The 15,036-nt window shown below is 61.5% G+C and carries 27 protein-coding genes; 10 read left to right on the forward strand and 17 right to left on the reverse strand.

Annotation, left to right across the window (positions count from 1 at the left end; translation table 11 throughout):
• Positions 1-4: 4 nt before the first annotated feature.
• The 5 genes from NKH01_RS16370 to NKH01_RS16390 form a co-directional block, all read right to left on the reverse strand.
• Positions 5-1,066: an ABC transporter substrate-binding protein gene (locus tag NKH01_RS16370; RefSeq protein ID WP_353021150.1), complete on the reverse strand. Its 1,062-nt coding sequence runs from the start codon at positions 1,064-1,066 to the stop codon at positions 5-7.
• A gap of 52 nt (positions 1,067-1,118) precedes the next feature.
• On the reverse strand, positions 1,119-2,093 hold the full coding sequence (locus NKH01_RS16375; RefSeq protein ID WP_353021153.1) for a PfkB family carbohydrate kinase: 975 nt from the start codon (positions 2,091-2,093) through the stop codon (positions 1,119-1,121).
• Positions 2,090-3,130, reverse strand: a complete 1,041-nt coding sequence (locus NKH01_RS16380; RefSeq protein WP_023721296.1) for an ADP-ribosylglycohydrolase family protein — start codon at positions 3,128-3,130, stop codon at positions 2,090-2,092. Before NKH01_RS16380 ends, NKH01_RS16375 begins: the two co-directional genes overlap by 4 nt.
• 3 nt (positions 3,131-3,133) lie before the next feature.
• On the reverse strand, positions 3,134-3,859 hold the full coding sequence (locus NKH01_RS16385) for a GntR family transcriptional regulator (protein ID WP_023721297.1): 726 nt from the start codon (positions 3,857-3,859) through the stop codon (positions 3,134-3,136).
• A gap of 167 nt (positions 3,860-4,026) precedes the next feature.
• The gene (locus NKH01_RS16390) at positions 4,027-4,281 is read right to left on the reverse strand and encodes a hypothetical protein (protein WP_023721298.1); all 255 of its coding nucleotides are present in this window, start codon (positions 4,279-4,281) and stop codon (positions 4,027-4,029) included.
• A 274-nt stretch (positions 4,282-4,555) separates the two neighbouring features.
• Between NKH01_RS16390 and NKH01_RS16395 the strand changes: the two genes are divergently transcribed.
• Positions 4,556-4,888, forward strand: coding sequence for a hypothetical protein (locus NKH01_RS16395; RefSeq protein WP_023721299.1), 333 nt, complete (start codon positions 4,556-4,558; stop codon positions 4,886-4,888).
• Between the two features lie 143 nt (positions 4,889-5,031).
• Here NKH01_RS16395 and NKH01_RS16400 read toward each other — a convergent pair whose 3' ends face one another.
• Both NKH01_RS16400 and NKH01_RS16405 read right to left on the reverse strand, forming a co-directional pair.
• Positions 5,032-5,733, reverse strand: coding sequence for a hypothetical protein (locus NKH01_RS16400; protein ID WP_353021157.1), 702 nt, complete (start codon positions 5,731-5,733; stop codon positions 5,032-5,034).
• A gap of 209 nt (positions 5,734-5,942) precedes the next feature.
• On the reverse strand, positions 5,943-6,188 hold the full coding sequence (locus tag NKH01_RS16405) for a hypothetical protein (RefSeq protein WP_353021160.1): 246 nt from the start codon (positions 6,186-6,188) through the stop codon (positions 5,943-5,945).
• Between NKH01_RS16405 and NKH01_RS16410 the strand changes: the two genes are divergently transcribed.
• On the forward strand, positions 6,187-6,486 hold the full coding sequence (locus tag NKH01_RS16410; RefSeq protein WP_353021163.1) for a hypothetical protein: 300 nt from the start codon (positions 6,187-6,189) through the stop codon (positions 6,484-6,486). The genes NKH01_RS16405 and NKH01_RS16410 overlap by 2 nt on opposite strands.
• A 124-nt stretch (positions 6,487-6,610) precedes the next feature.
• Here NKH01_RS16410 and NKH01_RS16415 read toward each other — a convergent pair whose 3' ends face one another.
• From NKH01_RS16415 to NKH01_RS16430, 4 genes are all read right to left on the reverse strand, one after another.
• On the reverse strand, positions 6,611-6,841 hold the full coding sequence (locus tag NKH01_RS16415) for a DUF2934 domain-containing protein (RefSeq protein ID WP_352546988.1): 231 nt from the start codon (positions 6,839-6,841) through the stop codon (positions 6,611-6,613).
• An 83-nt stretch (positions 6,842-6,924) separates the two neighbouring features.
• Positions 6,925-7,137: a hypothetical protein gene (locus tag NKH01_RS16420; RefSeq protein ID WP_352524156.1), complete on the reverse strand. Its 213-nt coding sequence runs from the start codon at positions 7,135-7,137 to the stop codon at positions 6,925-6,927.
• Positions 7,138-7,260: 123 nt separating this feature from the next.
• Positions 7,261-7,566 carry a DUF1236 domain-containing protein gene (locus tag NKH01_RS16425; RefSeq protein ID WP_352465303.1) on the reverse strand — a complete coding sequence of 102 codons (306 nt, stop codon included), beginning with the start codon at positions 7,564-7,566 and terminating at the stop codon, positions 7,261-7,263.
• 377 nt (positions 7,567-7,943) lie between these two features.
• The gene (locus tag NKH01_RS16430) at positions 7,944-8,240 is read right to left on the reverse strand and encodes a hypothetical protein (protein WP_353021166.1); all 297 of its coding nucleotides are present in this window, start codon (positions 8,238-8,240) and stop codon (positions 7,944-7,946) included.
• Between the two features lie 170 nt (positions 8,241-8,410).
• On the opposite strand from NKH01_RS16430, the gene NKH01_RS16435 reads away from it, so the two are divergent.
• Positions 8,411-8,686: a hypothetical protein gene (locus NKH01_RS16435; protein WP_023723033.1), complete on the forward strand. Its 276-nt coding sequence runs from the start codon at positions 8,411-8,413 to the stop codon at positions 8,684-8,686.
• A gap of 64 nt (positions 8,687-8,750) precedes the next feature.
• Here the strand turns inward: NKH01_RS16435 and NKH01_RS16440 are convergent, their stop codons facing one another.
• The 6 genes from NKH01_RS16440 to NKH01_RS16465 all read right to left on the reverse strand — a co-directional run bounded on the left by NKH01_RS16440 (position 8,751) and on the right by NKH01_RS16465 (position 11,027).
• Positions 8,751-9,050 carry a hypothetical protein gene (locus NKH01_RS16440; RefSeq protein WP_352481618.1) on the reverse strand — a complete coding sequence of 100 codons (300 nt, stop codon included), beginning with the start codon at positions 9,048-9,050 and terminating at the stop codon, positions 8,751-8,753.
• Positions 9,051-9,223: 173 nt separating this feature from the next.
• Complete coding sequence (locus NKH01_RS16445; protein ID WP_036245970.1) at positions 9,224-9,547, reverse strand: hypothetical protein; 324 nt, start codon at positions 9,545-9,547, stop codon at positions 9,224-9,226.
• Positions 9,547-9,750, reverse strand: coding sequence for a hypothetical protein (locus tag NKH01_RS16450; RefSeq protein WP_352858050.1), 204 nt, complete (start codon positions 9,748-9,750; stop codon positions 9,547-9,549). Before NKH01_RS16450 ends, NKH01_RS16445 begins: the two co-directional genes overlap by 1 nt.
• On the reverse strand, positions 9,735-10,004 hold the full coding sequence (locus tag NKH01_RS16455) for a hypothetical protein (protein ID WP_353021169.1): 270 nt from the start codon (positions 10,002-10,004) through the stop codon (positions 9,735-9,737). The genes NKH01_RS16450 and NKH01_RS16455 overlap by 16 nt, the downstream gene beginning before the upstream one ends.
• Complete coding sequence (locus tag NKH01_RS16460) at positions 10,004-10,216, reverse strand: hypothetical protein (protein WP_353021171.1); 213 nt, start codon at positions 10,214-10,216, stop codon at positions 10,004-10,006. Before NKH01_RS16460 ends, NKH01_RS16455 begins: the two co-directional genes overlap by 1 nt.
• 1 nt (position 10,217) lies before the next feature.
• Positions 10,218-11,027: an N-acetylmuramidase family protein gene (locus tag NKH01_RS16465; RefSeq protein ID WP_353021174.1), complete on the reverse strand. Its 810-nt coding sequence runs from the start codon at positions 11,025-11,027 to the stop codon at positions 10,218-10,220.
• Between the two features lie 156 nt (positions 11,028-11,183).
• Here NKH01_RS16465 and NKH01_RS16470 point away from each other — a divergent pair, with 156 nt between their 5' ends.
• From NKH01_RS16470 to NKH01_RS16500, 7 genes are all read left to right on the forward strand, one after another.
• A complete protein-coding gene (locus tag NKH01_RS16470) occupies positions 11,184-11,369 on the forward strand; it encodes a hypothetical protein (protein ID WP_023723040.1) in 186 nt (61 codons plus the stop codon).
• A 169-nt stretch (positions 11,370-11,538) separates the two neighbouring features.
• Positions 11,539-11,688 (forward strand): hypothetical protein, encoded by a 150-nt coding sequence (locus NKH01_RS16475; protein WP_352917611.1) that lies wholly within the window; start codon positions 11,539-11,541, stop codon positions 11,686-11,688.
• A 182-nt stretch (positions 11,689-11,870) separates the two neighbouring features.
• Complete coding sequence (locus NKH01_RS16480) at positions 11,871-12,038, forward strand: hypothetical protein (protein ID WP_352589751.1); 168 nt, start codon at positions 11,871-11,873, stop codon at positions 12,036-12,038.
• A gap of 165 nt (positions 12,039-12,203) precedes the next feature.
• On the forward strand, positions 12,204-12,377 hold the full coding sequence (locus NKH01_RS16485; RefSeq protein WP_352788670.1) for a hypothetical protein: 174 nt from the start codon (positions 12,204-12,206) through the stop codon (positions 12,375-12,377).
• Positions 12,378-12,888: 511 nt separating this feature from the next.
• Complete coding sequence (locus NKH01_RS16490; RefSeq protein ID WP_353021177.1) at positions 12,889-13,173, forward strand: hypothetical protein; 285 nt, start codon at positions 12,889-12,891, stop codon at positions 13,171-13,173.
• A gap of 474 nt (positions 13,174-13,647) precedes the next feature.
• Entirely contained in the window at positions 13,648-14,226 is a 579-nt protein-coding gene (locus NKH01_RS16495) for an acyltransferase family protein (protein ID WP_353021180.1), read from the forward strand.
• Between the two features lie 162 nt (positions 14,227-14,388).
• A complete protein-coding gene (locus tag NKH01_RS16500; protein WP_353021182.1) occupies positions 14,389-14,673 on the forward strand; it encodes an acyltransferase family protein in 285 nt (94 codons plus the stop codon).
• Positions 14,674-15,036 lie beyond the last annotated feature (363 nt).

Here is a 15,036-nt window from a genome sequence, read left to right on the forward strand (position 1 = left end):
GCTGTTACTTCACGTCGACCTTGAGCTGCTGCCAGAGCGCCAGATAGGTCTCGCGCTGCGCGTCAGTAATCGGCGCCTGGAACTGGATGCGCTTGGCGACAGCCGGGTCGCCCATCACCTTGCGGTTGAAGGAACTCTCTGGCAGCGCTTCGACCGCCTTGGTGTTGGCCGACACCGGCGCGCCGACCTTGGTGACCCATTCGACATAGAACTTCGGGTCGATCATGTAGTTGATGAAGGCTTGCGCCCCGGCGACGTTCTTGGAACCGACCGGAATGGAAAAGGCGTCAAGCCAGGCGACGGCACCCTCCTGGGGAATGACCAGCGAGACCGGCAGCTTGAAATGCGTCTTGGCGCGGTCGGCCGAGCCGCTCCAATAGGTGCCGATGTCGATCTGGTTGGAGGCAACCATCTGGTTCCAGTCGTTCTCCGAGCTCCAGAACGTCTTGATCTGCGGCATCAGCGAGGTCAGCTTCGCCTTGACCGCCTCCATGTCCTTGACGTCGTTGATGTTCTGGCCGGTAGCGATGGCGCCGAACTGCACGGCCTCGACGGCATCGTCACGGATGGTAACGCGGCCCTTGTGGGCGGGATCCCACATTTCGGCGATGCTGGTCGGCGGCTTGTCGAATGACTTGTCGTTGATGGCGAGCGCCGTCAGCCCCCAAACCCACGGCACCCCATAGACCTTGCCGTCATGGACAAGCATCGATGATCCGGCCTTGTCCTTGCTGATGTCGGCATAGTTCGCCAGCTTGGACGTGTCGATCGGCTGAATGAGCTTTTCCGCCATCGCCTGATCGTTGAAGGCGGCATTGATCATGACGACATCGTAAAGGCCGGGATTGGTCCTGAGCTTGGTCAGCATTTCCTGTTCGGAATTGAAGAAGTCGTTGACGACCTTGTTGCCGGTTGCCTTTTCGAAGGCGGCTATGGCCCAGGGCTCGTCGGCGCCATAGCCCTTCCAGTTGAGTACGTGCACCTCGTCGGCCCTGGCGGCCAGCGTAAGCGCCGAAGCGAAGACAGCGGTTGCCGTCAGAAAAGCAGTCAGTTTGGGCATGCGCATGTTCGTTCCTCTCATTATTGCCCGGTTGGCGGGCTTGTTATCCCATAGGCTGTCAGAAATGGGCCTCTTGCTTCCGGCCATGCACGGTCGTCGGTCGATCGTCATGGCTGAGGAATCGCTGGATCTCCTGGTCGTTCGGCGCCGTCGACCCGCCATGGCGGGTGACCGAGAGCGCCGCCGCCGCATTGGCGTAACGCGCCGCTTCGAACGGCGACACGCCGTGCGAGAGCGCGCTGACGAAGGCGCCGATATGAGTGTCGCCGGCGCCGTTGGTGTCTACCGCCGCGACCTTGAACCCGGGCACATCTTGGGCGGTGCCGTCGGCCAGCCGCACGAAGCAGCCTTTTGCGCCAGCGCGGACGACCACGCCTGCCGCGTTGGGGCAGTGGCCGGCCAGCAGCCGGGCAGCAATAGCCTCGACATCGCCGGTGCCGGCGATCTCAGCCGCTTCGGCGGCGTTGGAGCTCAGCCAGCTCGTGCGCGCCAGCACCCGGTCGAGAATGGTGCGCGGAATGTCTGAGATGATCGGCGTCGGATCGAAGACCAAAGGAATTTCCGCCGGCAGCACCTCGATCCAGTCGACAAGCGCCTCTCGGCTTCCCGGATAGCTAAGCGTATAGCCGGAGGTGAACACCCAGTCGCCCGGCGCGACCGAAATGAGCGCCATCATGTCAAGGCTGAGCAAACTCTCTGCACCAGGCCACGAGACGAAGGTGCGCTCGGCATCGCTCGAGATCATGGCGACGCAATTGCCACTGTCCAGAACCGGCGACGCCGGCGTCAGTGTCTCGATCCCCTCCGTGGCTAAGGCCGCGCGCAGGAAGTCGCCATTGGGTCCGCTGCCGAGCTGGCCGCCGAACACCACCTTCATGCCGGTGCGGCTGGCCGCGACCATCATGTTGAAGCCGCCGCCGGCGACTTGTGCAAAGCTCGATGCGGTCTTCTCCGTGCCCGGTGCCGGCAAGGCATCGATGCGGTAGACATAGTCGACTACCGCGCTGCCGATGTGGACGAGACGCCCGCTCATGCTGCCGCATCCTTGCCGGACCTGCTCTTCGCCGTCCGCAGGGCGACCAAGTCGGCGGCGAGCGCGCGCACCCGCCCAATGTCTAGGCCTTTGATCCGGGCGATGTGTTTTTGTGGCAATCGGGAAAAGCCGGTGCAGGCACCGGCCATGCCGGCCGCGATGGCGCCGATCGTGTCGGTGTCGCCACCGAGATTGGCGCTGATGACTGCCGCTTGCCAGGGATCGCCGCCGGCGACTTCCAGCACCGCGAATGCAGCCGGAACGGACTCCTGACTGGCGACGCCGGTGCCGACCAAATCGGTGATCAGCCGGATCGCGTCGCTCGTCTCCTTGCCGCGTACGAGCTTCTGCGCCCACCCAATGCGCGCGGCGATGTCACCGCCGGTCACCCAATAGCCGAGCGTTGCCCCGTGCCTCGCCCCGGCGATGGCTCTGTCGGAAGCTGCGCGCCAGTCACCGCCAGCGATGCCGCGACTGATGGCGGCAGCGACCGCTGCGGCCGAAGCGATTGCGATTGACGTGTTGTGCGTCGCCCTGCAAGTTTCGGCCACTTTGCCGACCAGTGCGTCAAGCGGCTCTGGCGGCATCATGATGCCGACTGGCGCGATGCGCATGGCTGCACCATTTGTGTCGCCGCTGCGTCCCGCTTCCTCGGCTGGCATACCGTTATTGATGGCGTCGATGGCGCGTTTGGTTGATGGTCCCAGCAGATCGTAGCTGCCGCGCGCCTTGACATCGCGTTCCCAGTCGAGCAGCGCGTTGACCCACCGCGCATGGTCGAACCGGTTACCGGATTCGACCAGGATACGGCCAAGCAGAAGCGCCTGTTCTGTGTCGTCGGTGATCGTCCCGGCCGGGAGTCCCTTCGACACCGGATGGTCGGCGAAAGGAGCAATGAAGTCCTCGACATGACCGTAGAGTTCGGCAATCCGCGCCGGCGACAAAAGCTGCGTCGGCATTCCCAGCGCATCTCCCAGTGCCCCGCCCACAAGCGCTCCCATGGCCCGATCGGTTATGTTCCCGGTGTCGTCCGGCATCACTCAGAACCTCATATGCAGCGCAAAATGCGCCGGGTTGAGCAGGCTGGTCACATATTCGATCGGCCGGTCATCGGCGGCGCGGGTCAAGCGGCAACCGCGCAGGAACGGCGTGCCTTGCGGGCAGCCGAGGATTGCGGCGTCCTCTGGGTTGAGCATTTCGATGCCGACCCATTCCTCGCCATGGTCTGGAATGAGACCGGCGCCGCGGAGCGTCTGGTGGAGCGAGCCTTCGCGCAGACCGCGTAACGGCACGTCCTCCAGTTCGGGTGACAATGGCAGGCGGCTGCGCTCAATGGAGATAGCGTGGCCGTCGCTGGCATTGGTGCGCACCCGATCGACAGCGATGAAAAACGGGTTTTCTATACCAAGCAGTGCGGCAAGATCAGGGTCCTCGATCACCTCGAGCCGCAGCGTCCGCGTCTCGGCATTTGCGCCGGCGTTGGCGAGCGCCCGCGACCAACCGATTGAGTCATCAACGGGCTTGCCATCGAAGGTGACGAAAGAGCCGATGCCGACCTTGGTGGTGATCAGCCCGCGGCTGGACAGTTCCTCGAGGCCCTTGCGAACGGTGTTGCGGCTGACGGAGAAACGCTGGACGAGCTCGTTCTCGCTTTGCAACCGGTCGCCGAAGCCCAGAACACCGGAGCGGATTTCATGTTCGAGAACCGTGGCGATCTGTTCGGGCTTGCCCGTACCGGGAGACGATGGGACCACGCGGCGGACCATAGGCATACCTGTTCATTGCACCTGTATAGTCCTGTGCAATGTATCTGCAACGCCAGCTCTGTCAACCGACGGCGGAGGGGCCACACAGATAAACCAAGCTGCTTGATGATACCCAGCGGCCGTGAAGGCCATGCGAGGTGCGGCGGGCGAACGGGGTCGCTGGAGATTCACTGTTCGCTGCTGGAAGACCCCTCGGCTGCCCCGTCACCATCGGCAGAATGCGGCAGAATGCCGAAGTCGCGCGACTTGGTCCCATGCGCCGCCGTCAGGAAGCCATCGGCTGTGAGGCCTCGCCTCAAAAGTTCGCGTACCGCAGCCGACCGGCTCGGCATGCGCTTGTCGAAGCGCCAGTTCTCCAATGCCGCCAGTTCATCGACGGTCAGCATGATCTGCAATCGTTCCGGGCGTTCCAGTTCGGACATCTCGGCCTCCAGCCATACCAGGCTAAAATTGGCTGAGTTAGTATGTTCCTAATTCTTTGTAGAGTTAGGTATATTGGCAGAGTACGTCAAGACCTCCAGATGCATGATCCGTGCAGAAGTCCGATGAAGCGGATCAAGCATCAAATGGGCAATCAACAAAATACGCTAACTATTTGGCACAACACGATTTTTGATGATTTTCGCTTGCCAATCGCGGACCTTGGGCGCATGGTAGAACACGAGGGACAAACCGCTCCCGAAAGGAAGGTTTTCCATGCGCTACGGATTTTCGGTTCGCCTGCACGAAGACGTCAGTTCCCGAGTCCGAGCTACATTGCGGTCCGGGATTGCCATCAATCTGACTGCTGTCGCCGAAGCCGCGCGACTGCAGAACCTTGCCGAGAATGTTGCGCGCGAAGACATCGAATGGCTCGTCATGCAAGCAGCCCAGCTCCAAGGCGCAGCTATCGAGTTCGACGGCTTCGCGGAAACCGATCTGGCGGAGTTCGCGTGCCCCGAACCGATGCAAAGCAGTCCCGCGCTGGGTCGGGACGCCTTGGAGGGCGGGGTGACCGTTTCGCCGGATTTTGGCCGTCAAACGCATTGAGGCGCGTGCTCTTGTGAGCCCTCGTCATGCTGCCGCCACGTGCTCGGCAAAAAGCCCGCCATAATGGCGGGCTTTGGACTGATGGAGGTTTGGTGGACGAAGGCCTCTCGGCCGGTCCGACATTTCATTCCGATGTATTCGCCCTAGCGGCGCGCGATCAGCAGGCACAACTGGCGCAAATCGCTGTCATAAGTGCCTTCGCTGCTGAGCACGTCGACGCAGCGCCTCTTCATCCTGGCCAACTTGTCGCTCGACATGTCGGCGACGACCTGGGGTAAGTTGGGATTGCTGGGATTGTTGGGATTGTTGGGATTGGACGGGCTGCCCGGGTTGGACGGATTGCTCGAATTGGTACCACCGCCGATCCCGACACCGGCGCCGACATTGATGCCGCTGCCGATCCCGACCCCCGCGCCGGCCCTGACGCCGCTGCCGACACCTACCCCCGCGCCGGCGGCAATGCCACCGGAACCGCCGATCGTGGCGCCGGCACCGGCGTTGATGCCGCTTCCGCCCCCGACCGACGCGCCGGCGCCCGCGGCAATGCCGCTGGAACCGCCAACCGTTGCGCCGGCGCCGGCGTTGATGCCGCGACTGCCGCCCAGCGACGCACCGAGGCCGGCCTTGATGCCGCCGCTGCCCCCAACCGTTGCGCCGGCACCAGCGTTGATGCCCTGGCGGCCACCAACCGTCGCGCCGAGGCCGGCTTTGATGCCGCCGTTGCCGCCAATGGAAGTGCCAACACCAACGGCAATTCCGTCCGCGGCATTCACGGGCATCGAGAGCATGAAAACAACTGCGCTGCCCGCCACCGCATTGGTGATTGTTTTGATTATGATGGTCATAACACTCTCCTTGCTGTAGTTGCGCTGAACAGCCCGCGACATCGCCGGTTGCATACCTACTAATTTGCAAGAAGATTATCGGTTTCTTTGCCGATCAACTTACTGGCCTCATGGTATCTGTTCACACAACAGCCGAGTGAAGTTTGTAGTGAAATTTTCCGAAAGTTTTACTTCGAGAAGGTCCTCTGCCGGGTGAAGCAATGCGAGCGTCAACTGATGGGCGCCGCGATAGACGAACGTCGCCGCAACGGTCGGCGATCGAAATAAGGCGAATTCTTAAATCTGAAAACGACTACATCAATCCGACACGAGGCAATAGAAAACGGGCCGAGAAGGTCCGCCATGCGCGTGTTTGCTTCGCCGTGCTGCGCCATTTTTGCCAGAACATTTCCGTCGCCCGCATTGTTTTCTCTGTAGTCGCCATGCGACGACAACCGAATGATGGAGATCAACATGCTTACGAAAATCCTGACAGCCTCCATACTTGCAGCCGGTCTGGCGACCGCGGCGATGGCCCAGAATGCCGGCTCGGACAACAATGCGCCTGGCAGTGAGAAGAGCGTCGTCGTCCAGCCCAAGCCGAATGGCATCGACCCTGGCACGACCAGCAGCACGATGGGCACGACGGGTGCCATGAACTCCAATGCGGATCAAAACTGCCCTGCAACCCCGCAAGGTGCCCAACCCGATGCGTCCAACAAGCCTGCCGGGACGGTTTCCCCGACTGTCAACGACAACAATTGCGGTAAGTAGTAAGCCACGACAATCCGGCTTACCATCGCGGGTGGGCGGCAGCGGGACTGGTTAGGACTGGTCCCGCCTTACGATGGGCCAACCGAACCACGAGATCCAGCGATGCAATCAAATCCGCTCGAGTTCACGCTTTGCGCGGTCGCGCCTTGGGTTTGGTTCCCTCTTTGGCGGCCGGCGTCGGCTTAGGCTGGCGTGCTTTCGGCTTCGGCCGGCTGGCGGTCTCCTGCGCGGCGGTTTCTGCGTCGATCTCGGCGGTAGCCTGATCCCAATGCTGCTGATGCGACCCGTCGGGCCTGCCTGCCTGTTCCCAGATCGCGTGTGCCCGCTGGCGAATCCGTTCCTGCCTGTCCGTCACTGTTGCCTCCGTCGGCTCGGTTCATGCGTAAGCAACTTTGTTCTAGCTGAAATTTCGACCCGCGTCTTGAGCGGCAGGCACCGTTATTGAGCCTCTCTGTCACACAGGACAGCAACGCCGAGGAGCGCCGCCTTCTTGATGATCAGCCCTTCAAGATCGGCGTCCGAGCGCTCCGTTCCGGTGCGTTCGCGCAACAGCGCGATCGCTGCCTTCATCGACAGCAGGCCATCGCCTCGTTCAGCAAGCAGTTTGTCGACGGCTGCGGCCACGTTGGTCGGCTCGACATGCGGCAGCATGGGAATGGCTCCTTTCCTTATTCCGAGACGACAGCGGCAGCTCCATCCCGATCGCTCGGGATGGAGCTCGATTTCATAAGACCGTGACCTTTCCAAATCCGGTTCGCGGTTTGGGAACGCCGATCATTCGATGACCTGCACGATCTTGCGGGTGCCTGGGTCGACGAGCACGGTGCGATTGCCGACGACGACGTATCTGTACTGCACGTCGGGAACATCGATCGGTTGCAGCTCGACCGTATCGGGCAACGTGGAACCGATATTGAGCTCCACCCCCAGAAGATTGATCGACGCCAACGGGTGCTTGTGGACGTATTCGCGGATGACCGTCTGCTGTTCGGGCGTGACAATCACCTGGTCTGCGGTGGCCACGCCGACGCCGGCGAGCAACACCAATCCCGCCGCAGCAGGAACAAGGTGGATTTTCATCGTCTACTCCTGTTGTTACGGGCCTCGCCTTTACGGTTGCGACGCGGTATTCCGGTCGAAGCGGCGAACCCTCTAGGGAAACGCCCACGCCACCTTGTTGTTCCGTAAGTGGCGGCTAATCCAATAGCGGTGAAGTGCCCGTGCGGTGCGGCTAATGGACTGCGGATGAGCTGCGGTGGCCCGCGTCGCAAGACGCGGGCCAATCGGTTTCCCGATCAGCAGCGATACCGGAGGGGGTGATATCGGCTGCGTCTAAAACAACATTTAGGACAAGCTAATGTTCCTAGGCGACTGCAACAAACCTGCCGGCTCGAACGGCGCGGCGTTACCCCCCGTCGCAGCCCCGTGGGCAGCCCCTGTAGCAGCAAATGAAGCGGCTACTGCTTGGGCGGCTGTGGCGGCACCTCGCCGGGCTTGATCACCGGGGTCCTGCCCTCATCCGGCGGTGGCGCCGCCATGCCCTGATCGCCCGTTGGCGGCGGCTTCAGCACCCCACCGCATGGCTCGAGCGTATCGGACAAATTGTTGCCGGCCGGCTGCTGCTGCTGGCTGTTCTTGTCCGGCGGCTCGACCTTGCAGCGGTCGAATTGCGACTGTTCGCCCGGCTGCGCGGACGCCGGCACCGCCAGCACCAGCGCGCCTAGCATGTACGGCAAGAAAATGAGCGGTCTCATGTCGAGCTCCTTTCGCGCCAGGATCGTCTGACTTGTGAAGCCAGGCAGGCGCGATTGGTTCCGTCGTGCGGCAATGCGCCCGGACCGCAGTGGCCCGGGAACCGGCCGCCAGACTTATGAGTTCAACCACTGAGCCAGTTCAGGGCCGCCGACATTATGGAGAACCAGCGATGGAACCGCGCAGGAAAGAACGAACCGACGACGAGACGGAGAGCCCGACCATCCAGCAGCAGGACTGGGATGCCATCCGGAGCGGGAGAATCCTCCCAGACGGCGTGCCGCAAAACGGCGACATCCGTTACGACGTCGAGAAAGACGGCGAACTGCCGGAGGAGGACGACGATAACGCTTACCAGGAAAGCGACGAGGCCTTGCCGGACGATACCGATGAACGCGTTATTTCACGCGATCTCGCACGTGAAGGTGGTCCTTTCGACGAAGAATGAGCCACCGCCTTTCGCACTGCCCTCGCTGTCCCGCGTCGGCGGCCCGATGAAAAAGCCCCTGCTTTCAATTCGGGAGGTCGAAGACCGGCTCCTGGCAGCGATAGACCAGACATTGACCGTCACGCGTCTTGATATAAGCGGCGCCCGGCACCTGCGGCCAGTCGCATTCATTGCCGAATCGGCGGACGTATCGGTCGTAGGTGTTCCGTCCGGTGGTGAGCACCACCGAGCGATGCCTCTGGATCAGTAGCTGTGTCTGTTCGCACGTCATCGCGCGGCTGTCCGGCCGGGCGTAGGCCGTCGCGGCAAACAGAAGCGCCCCGGCTGTCAGGACTGCCGCTTGTGTCAGGACTCTGGCAAGCATGACACCATCTCCCGTGAAGCCTAACGCGCATCTTGGTCTGGCAGGCGTCGGATCGAGCCGCCCTGTCGCGAAGGAAAGATCGTACAGAATGCCAGGGAAAATGCAAAAAGCCCGCCGCACCTTTCGGCGCGGCGGGCTCAAATAAACATCACTCTTTTGTCAGCTTGGGCGGCTTACTCCTCCTTCACCGGCCCGAACCGGCGCACGATCACCTCGAAGACGATATCCGAGATCCACATCGCCGATACGCCAATTAGAAAAGCCGCGGCCAGCGTCGTGGTGTCGTCGTCCGGGGAGGGGATGGGCAGGCCGGCGGCGCGGAAATAATGCACGACCGGCAGCGTCAGATAGGCGGCCGCCAGCGCGCCGCAGATCGGCGAGGCCACCATCTCGCGGACCTTGTAGCGGTGCCGCGACAAGGCCCGCAAAATGCCGCCGGAAAGGCCGGCGACCAACACCGGTGCCTTGATGCCCAGAACGTCGAGCAGCTCGTGCATCATGGCGTCCACCCGCACCATCTGGCGCCCTGGCCGTTGAAGGCGTTCATCTCGTCGAGCTCGGGCCGGGTCATGGCGGCGACGACGGCCGCCGATGGCCGGCGCGGCTGGTTGTGGTCGCACCAGACCTGGCGCGGATTGCCGGCCGGCGTGGTTGTCGTGCAGCCGGCGAGCACCAGGCAGAGGATCAGCGCCTTGCCCATTTCCCAGCCTCCGCTCTTGCTGCCGCATCGGTCATGCCGGCCGCCTTGCGCCCTTCGGCGGCGGCCTCACGGTTCATTTCGAGGCGGTCTTCGGCGGCCGCGATTTTTGCCTCGGCCTGTTTGGCCGCTTCTTTCTTCGCCCGGTTGATGCCGCCGGCAACGTAAAGGCCGATGCCGCCTGCCACAGCGGCGAATACCGTCATGACGACCTTGTTGCCGATGATGGCGCTGAGAATGGCGAGGAGTGCGGCCATCATAAATCCTCCGCGCGGCGGCGGCGCAGGAACTCGGTCAAAACGCCGTTAATCACAAGAAACCAGGGGAACCGTTCCCCCGGGATAATCGGCGAAAGAACCTGCGGGTCGACATAGGTGACGATCATCGCGATGACGCCGATGGCCGCCTGAAGCCGCGCCCAGAATATTGTCTCGCTGTCGCAGAAAAAGCTCTTGATCCGGGTCCACATGTCATTTCCTTCCAAACAGTTTGAGGATGGCTGATAGTTTGAGGATGGCTGCGGTCAGCGCTGCCCAGGAGCCGGGCTTGGCGACGGCCACAGGACGCGCAGAGGGCGCGGGCAAGGCGGTCGGTTGTGGAACGGCAACCGGCTTCGCTGGCTCTGGCGGAGCTGCAGGCTGAGGGACAACCGCGGATGACACCGGACCGGCAGACGGCCACGGCGTATCCTTGATGCGCGACCATTTGCGATAGGCCTCGGCAAGCCTCGTATCGTAGGCGTTCTTGCGATAGCCGGCGCCGTTGTAGCCCTTGGCGAATCCCGCCCAGTCATGATTGCGCAGATTGTCGTCGAGCCGCTTCTCGACAATGAAATCGATCGCCGCGCCGAGCTGCAGCGCCTCGTCCGCCATTATCGCCTCGACCATCGCCTGCACGGTAGGAAAGCCGGCCGCCTTGAAATTCTCGCCGAGAACCTGGCCCAAGCCCCACGAGGCGGATTTGAGCGCCGCGGTTTCGTCGATCGCACAAGCTGCCCTGAGCCGTGGGTAGCTATCCCTGGGATAGGGCTTCTCGCCCCACTTAGGATAGGCGAGGCCGGCGGCTACCGCTTGTGCCTGCTTGGCACCCGACAGGTTACGGTAGAAGACGTGCGGTTCGAACAGGATAACCGGCCGGCCAACGGCGTCGAAGCCGTGCCCGCTGGTTTCAACATCGAGGAACGCGTGGATCTCGTCCTCGCCGACGCCGATCCGGGCGCCGAGTTTCGGCAAGTCTATGTCATCGAGGCGCCTCGCGGCGCCCTTGAATGAAAGGTCCATGGGCAGTCCTTTCCGCCCTTGTGGGCAGGTTTTGAGGTTGAAAAACGGATGCGTGGCGGCAAAGCAGAATTGGGCGGCAGCGCGTGCCGATGTTGCCGTGGCAAGGAAGGTTGATGTTTTCGACCCGCCGTGTGAAATGGGCGCGGGATGGTGCACATGCCTGATGATGAACAAACCGCTGCGGCGCGCTGGTCGGTGAGGTCCGAGCTCCGTGCCGTCGGTCGCGACAAGCCGCTGCTCGCGGTGCTGGCGGCGATCCTCTGCCTTTATTGTGCGTTTATCGCCGGACCGATCGTCTATGCGGTGCTGGCCATCAACGGCATTGCGGATTTCTTCAAATAGAGCCGGTTTCGGCGATCTCGCGCCGGTCCGACCCGCTGTACCGGCCCCGAAATGGCTCTGGCCTGCATGAAATTGCTTAGCCGGATGAAACTGTTCGCGTATATCGTTCGTACCTGTAGGGGGTGCGGGAGGACACGTGACGATAAGAATCAGGCTTCCAGGCGGGACTTTGAAGATCAAGAAAAGCGACGAGCTGCGGCGCCGCGAGCAGAAGCGCGAGGTGCCGGTTTGGCAGGTCGGCAATTACTTCGTCATCTGGTGGCCGAGCAGCGTGTCCGATCGCCCATCCTCGCCCAAGAAACCCCCGCCCAGGAAATAGCCCGCGCACCAGACGATCCCCGACTGGGCGCTGGCGCCTTTGTGCAGGATCAGGAACCGCCCTGCGCGCGCCAAACCTCCAGGACCGCTCGCCAAATCCCAAAAATAGTCAGCGGGCAGGCGTTGACTCTTCCGCGACGGAAGGTCTCTGGTGCTGTATTGCACAATGGGGTGGCGGAATCGATGGCGGTGCGTATCAGGATGCCTGGCGGCACGCTGAAGGTGAAGGTGTATCGCGAATTGCGCGATCGCGAACGCGCCCGCCGCATACCCGTCGTCAGGCTCGGCCGGGTTTATTTCACATGGTGGTCGAACCGCCAGCGCCTGATTGACGATCAGTCGCCAGGATGAAGCTCCTTTCGTCCGGGCATGCGCCTGCCCGCCCGGCGCCGCGAAGCCTCCGCGAGCCAGCTCGCAAAATAAGTTGATGATGCTGCTGTTGACTCTTCCGTAACGGAAGGTCTCTACTTACCGCATTGCACACAATTGCTGCGTTGCACAACGGGAGTTGGACCGATGGCAGTGCGTATCAGGCTGCCGGGCGGCACTCTGAAGATGAAGACCTATCGTGAGTTGCGCGCCCGGGAACGCGACCGCCGCGTTCCCGTGATGAAGATGGGCTCGCTGTATTTTGTCTGGTGGTCGAAAGGCCAGGAATCTCACGAGAAGCCGCAGGACAGCAGGCGCTAGCCGCTGGCGGCGGCGGACGCAGTGTTCGCGGTTTTGCTCGGCTTTTTTCTGCTGTCGTGACTCTAAATGTCTAGGCAGATTGTTTGGCTAGCGAGGGACCCGATCCTCCCGCGAGATTAAATGCTACTGCGACGAGCAGAGCGCTCCAGTCAGCTCCGCCCTCGCGGGTAGGTTGTTAGGTTCCTATTTTCACAGGGATTGGCTACTCGGATGGCCTTTTGATTCGGCACGAATTTCGTCGTCGCCGATGCCGATCAATGCCCCGACGCCCGGGATATGCGATCGGTGATGCGCGCTTCGCAGGTCCTCCTGGGACGCAGTGCCCGTGGTCACCCTCCAATGTTGTGGAAGGCTATATTGAATTACTGCCCTTGGGCATCTAAAGCTTTCGGCGATCATGAGAGGTTCCAGAGGGCTCAAGGACTGGTCGGCCCGAGCAGTTAGGGCTCTAGCCGGTAGGGGGCCTGCTTGAGCCACCCTGATGTTTCGGGATTTCACGTAGGGGCTAAGGATGCGAAAGACTTCCATCCTTGTTGCCGGGTTCCTCGCCGGCTCGGCGTTCGGTCATTGGGGCTACATGCCGCTAAAGGCTTCCATCTGGCCTGAAGCGGTAAGCGTTCCGGCAACCACGTATCAGGCGGCCCGCAACAGCATCTTTGCGGCCCGCCGGAGTTCTGGTGACGCTGTGATGATCGGCGACTCGATCACGGAAATGGGCGATTGGGACGCGATCTTTCCTGATTACCGGATCATCAACCGCGGCGTCTACAGCCGGCCTTCTGGCTCGAACCGATGAACTTTCCCGCGTCGATGCCGATATTGCCTTCGTGATGATCGGCACGAATGACTTCACGATCAGGCTAGACGCGAATGGGACCTTCGGGCGCTACAACAGGATCATCAAAGCGCTGGCTCCAAAGCGGTAGTGGTTCAATCTACACTGTTCCGAAGCGACCGATATCCCAAAATAAATGAAGCCACCGCTGAGCTGAACCGCAAGCTGCAAGCCCAATGTTCCGGCTCGGTCTGCGACTATCTGGACCTCAATGCGACCCTTGCGCCGAATGGCGTCTTGCTGCTGAAATATTCAGTCGATGGCACGCATATTACGGGAGCCGCATATACTTTATGGGCGGAACAGATTAGGGCGTTTCTCCCTGCGAAGCCGCGCCAGAATAGCAATTGACGTTGCGCATTCAATTGCCGGATGGCACACCTTGCGGCTTAGCGACGAACTCACAGCGGGGAAGAATGCGCAACCAGACACTAGATGCCCTTCGAGGCATCACGGCTCTCATGGTGTGTCTTCCATGTCGTCGGTACTGCCGGGATTGGAAACGGCGTCGATGACGTGTGGAGCTATGGCCGCATGGGCGTGCCGCTGTCCTTCGTGATTTCAGGCTTTATCGTTCCGCTGTCGATGGACCTCGCTGGGCACAAGATCAGCGGCTATTTCCGCTTCATTGCCCGGCGCATGGTCCGCCTCGAACCGCCCTACTTCGTGACGATCGCCTTCATCCTGATCAGCGGCGTGGCGCTGGCTCACATCCCGCAACTCAACACCTCGCATCCTCCCTACACCGTCACCAACGTGCTTTTGCATATCGGCTATGTGAACGCCTTCGTGGGTCAGCCTTGGCTTAGCGGACCGTTCTGGACGCTGGCTATCGAGTTTCAATATTACGTGGTGATAGGACTGCTCTTTCCGATCCTGGTCAGCAGCAGGACTGCAGGCTTGGCAATGCTTGGCGGGTTTGCCGCGCTCTCTATCGTGAGCACCGGATATGTCGAATTCCTGCCGCCCCATTTGAGCGTGTTCGGCACCGGCATTCTGACCTTCATGTTCTAGACGAAGCGGGTTGACCTCAACACGTTCTGCGTCGGGATCGCTGCCCTTTGCGCCGTGGTATGGTGGACGCTTGGACCGGAGCGGGCAATCACCTGTCTTCTAGCCTCGACTGCGATTGCAATCTCTTGGGTGCCGGCGTCGTCCCTGTTCAGCAGGGTCGGGATGATCTCGTATTCGCTTTACCTCGTGCACGTCCCTATCGGCATGAGGTTCGTAAAACTATCCGAGCGGGTGTTCCCCGGCTCCCCATGGCTGGCATCGGCTATTGCGCTTGCCGCGTGTTTCGGCGCGGCTTTGTTGCTCTGGTATTTTGTCGAAGAGTGGGCCAAGAAGCAGTCGAAGAAGATCGACTATGGCAGCAAAGCGCGCCGCGCTGCGCCAGATATCGTAAAAGCGCCCATCTCAGATGCGGAACCACAGGGGCCCTTGCTGCCATCAGAAGGCTAAGGACCGACCTTTATCCCAACAGGTTCGCCAGAGGAACTGAGCAAGGGTCGCCGTAGGACTATGGTTGCGTCGCGAAAGCTTTATAGGTGGAACCGGCTTGAAGCGACAAACCGCAGAATCCCACCCTCAACAAGCGCAACTGCTGAATCTGCGCCATCTGCGGCAAGGCATTGCACGACAGCAGCTCACCCAATTTAGCGCCAATGTTCCGATCGCAAGGCGTTCCTGAGCCGACAGCTTTGCAGGTTAGTGAAACGCTCTGGTAGTCTCGGCGCCTCGGCCATCAACCTCAGCCGGAGCGCCTTTTCCGGTCAAATGCCTTTGCAGATGCGACTCGCGCCGCTCTCGAGCGCAGTTCTTCTT

Origin of the sequence: Mesorhizobium sp. M1403 (assembly GCF_040317695.1) — a bacterium.
In the GTDB taxonomy this organism is placed as follows: Bacteria; Pseudomonadota; Alphaproteobacteria; order Rhizobiales; family Rhizobiaceae; genus Mesorhizobium.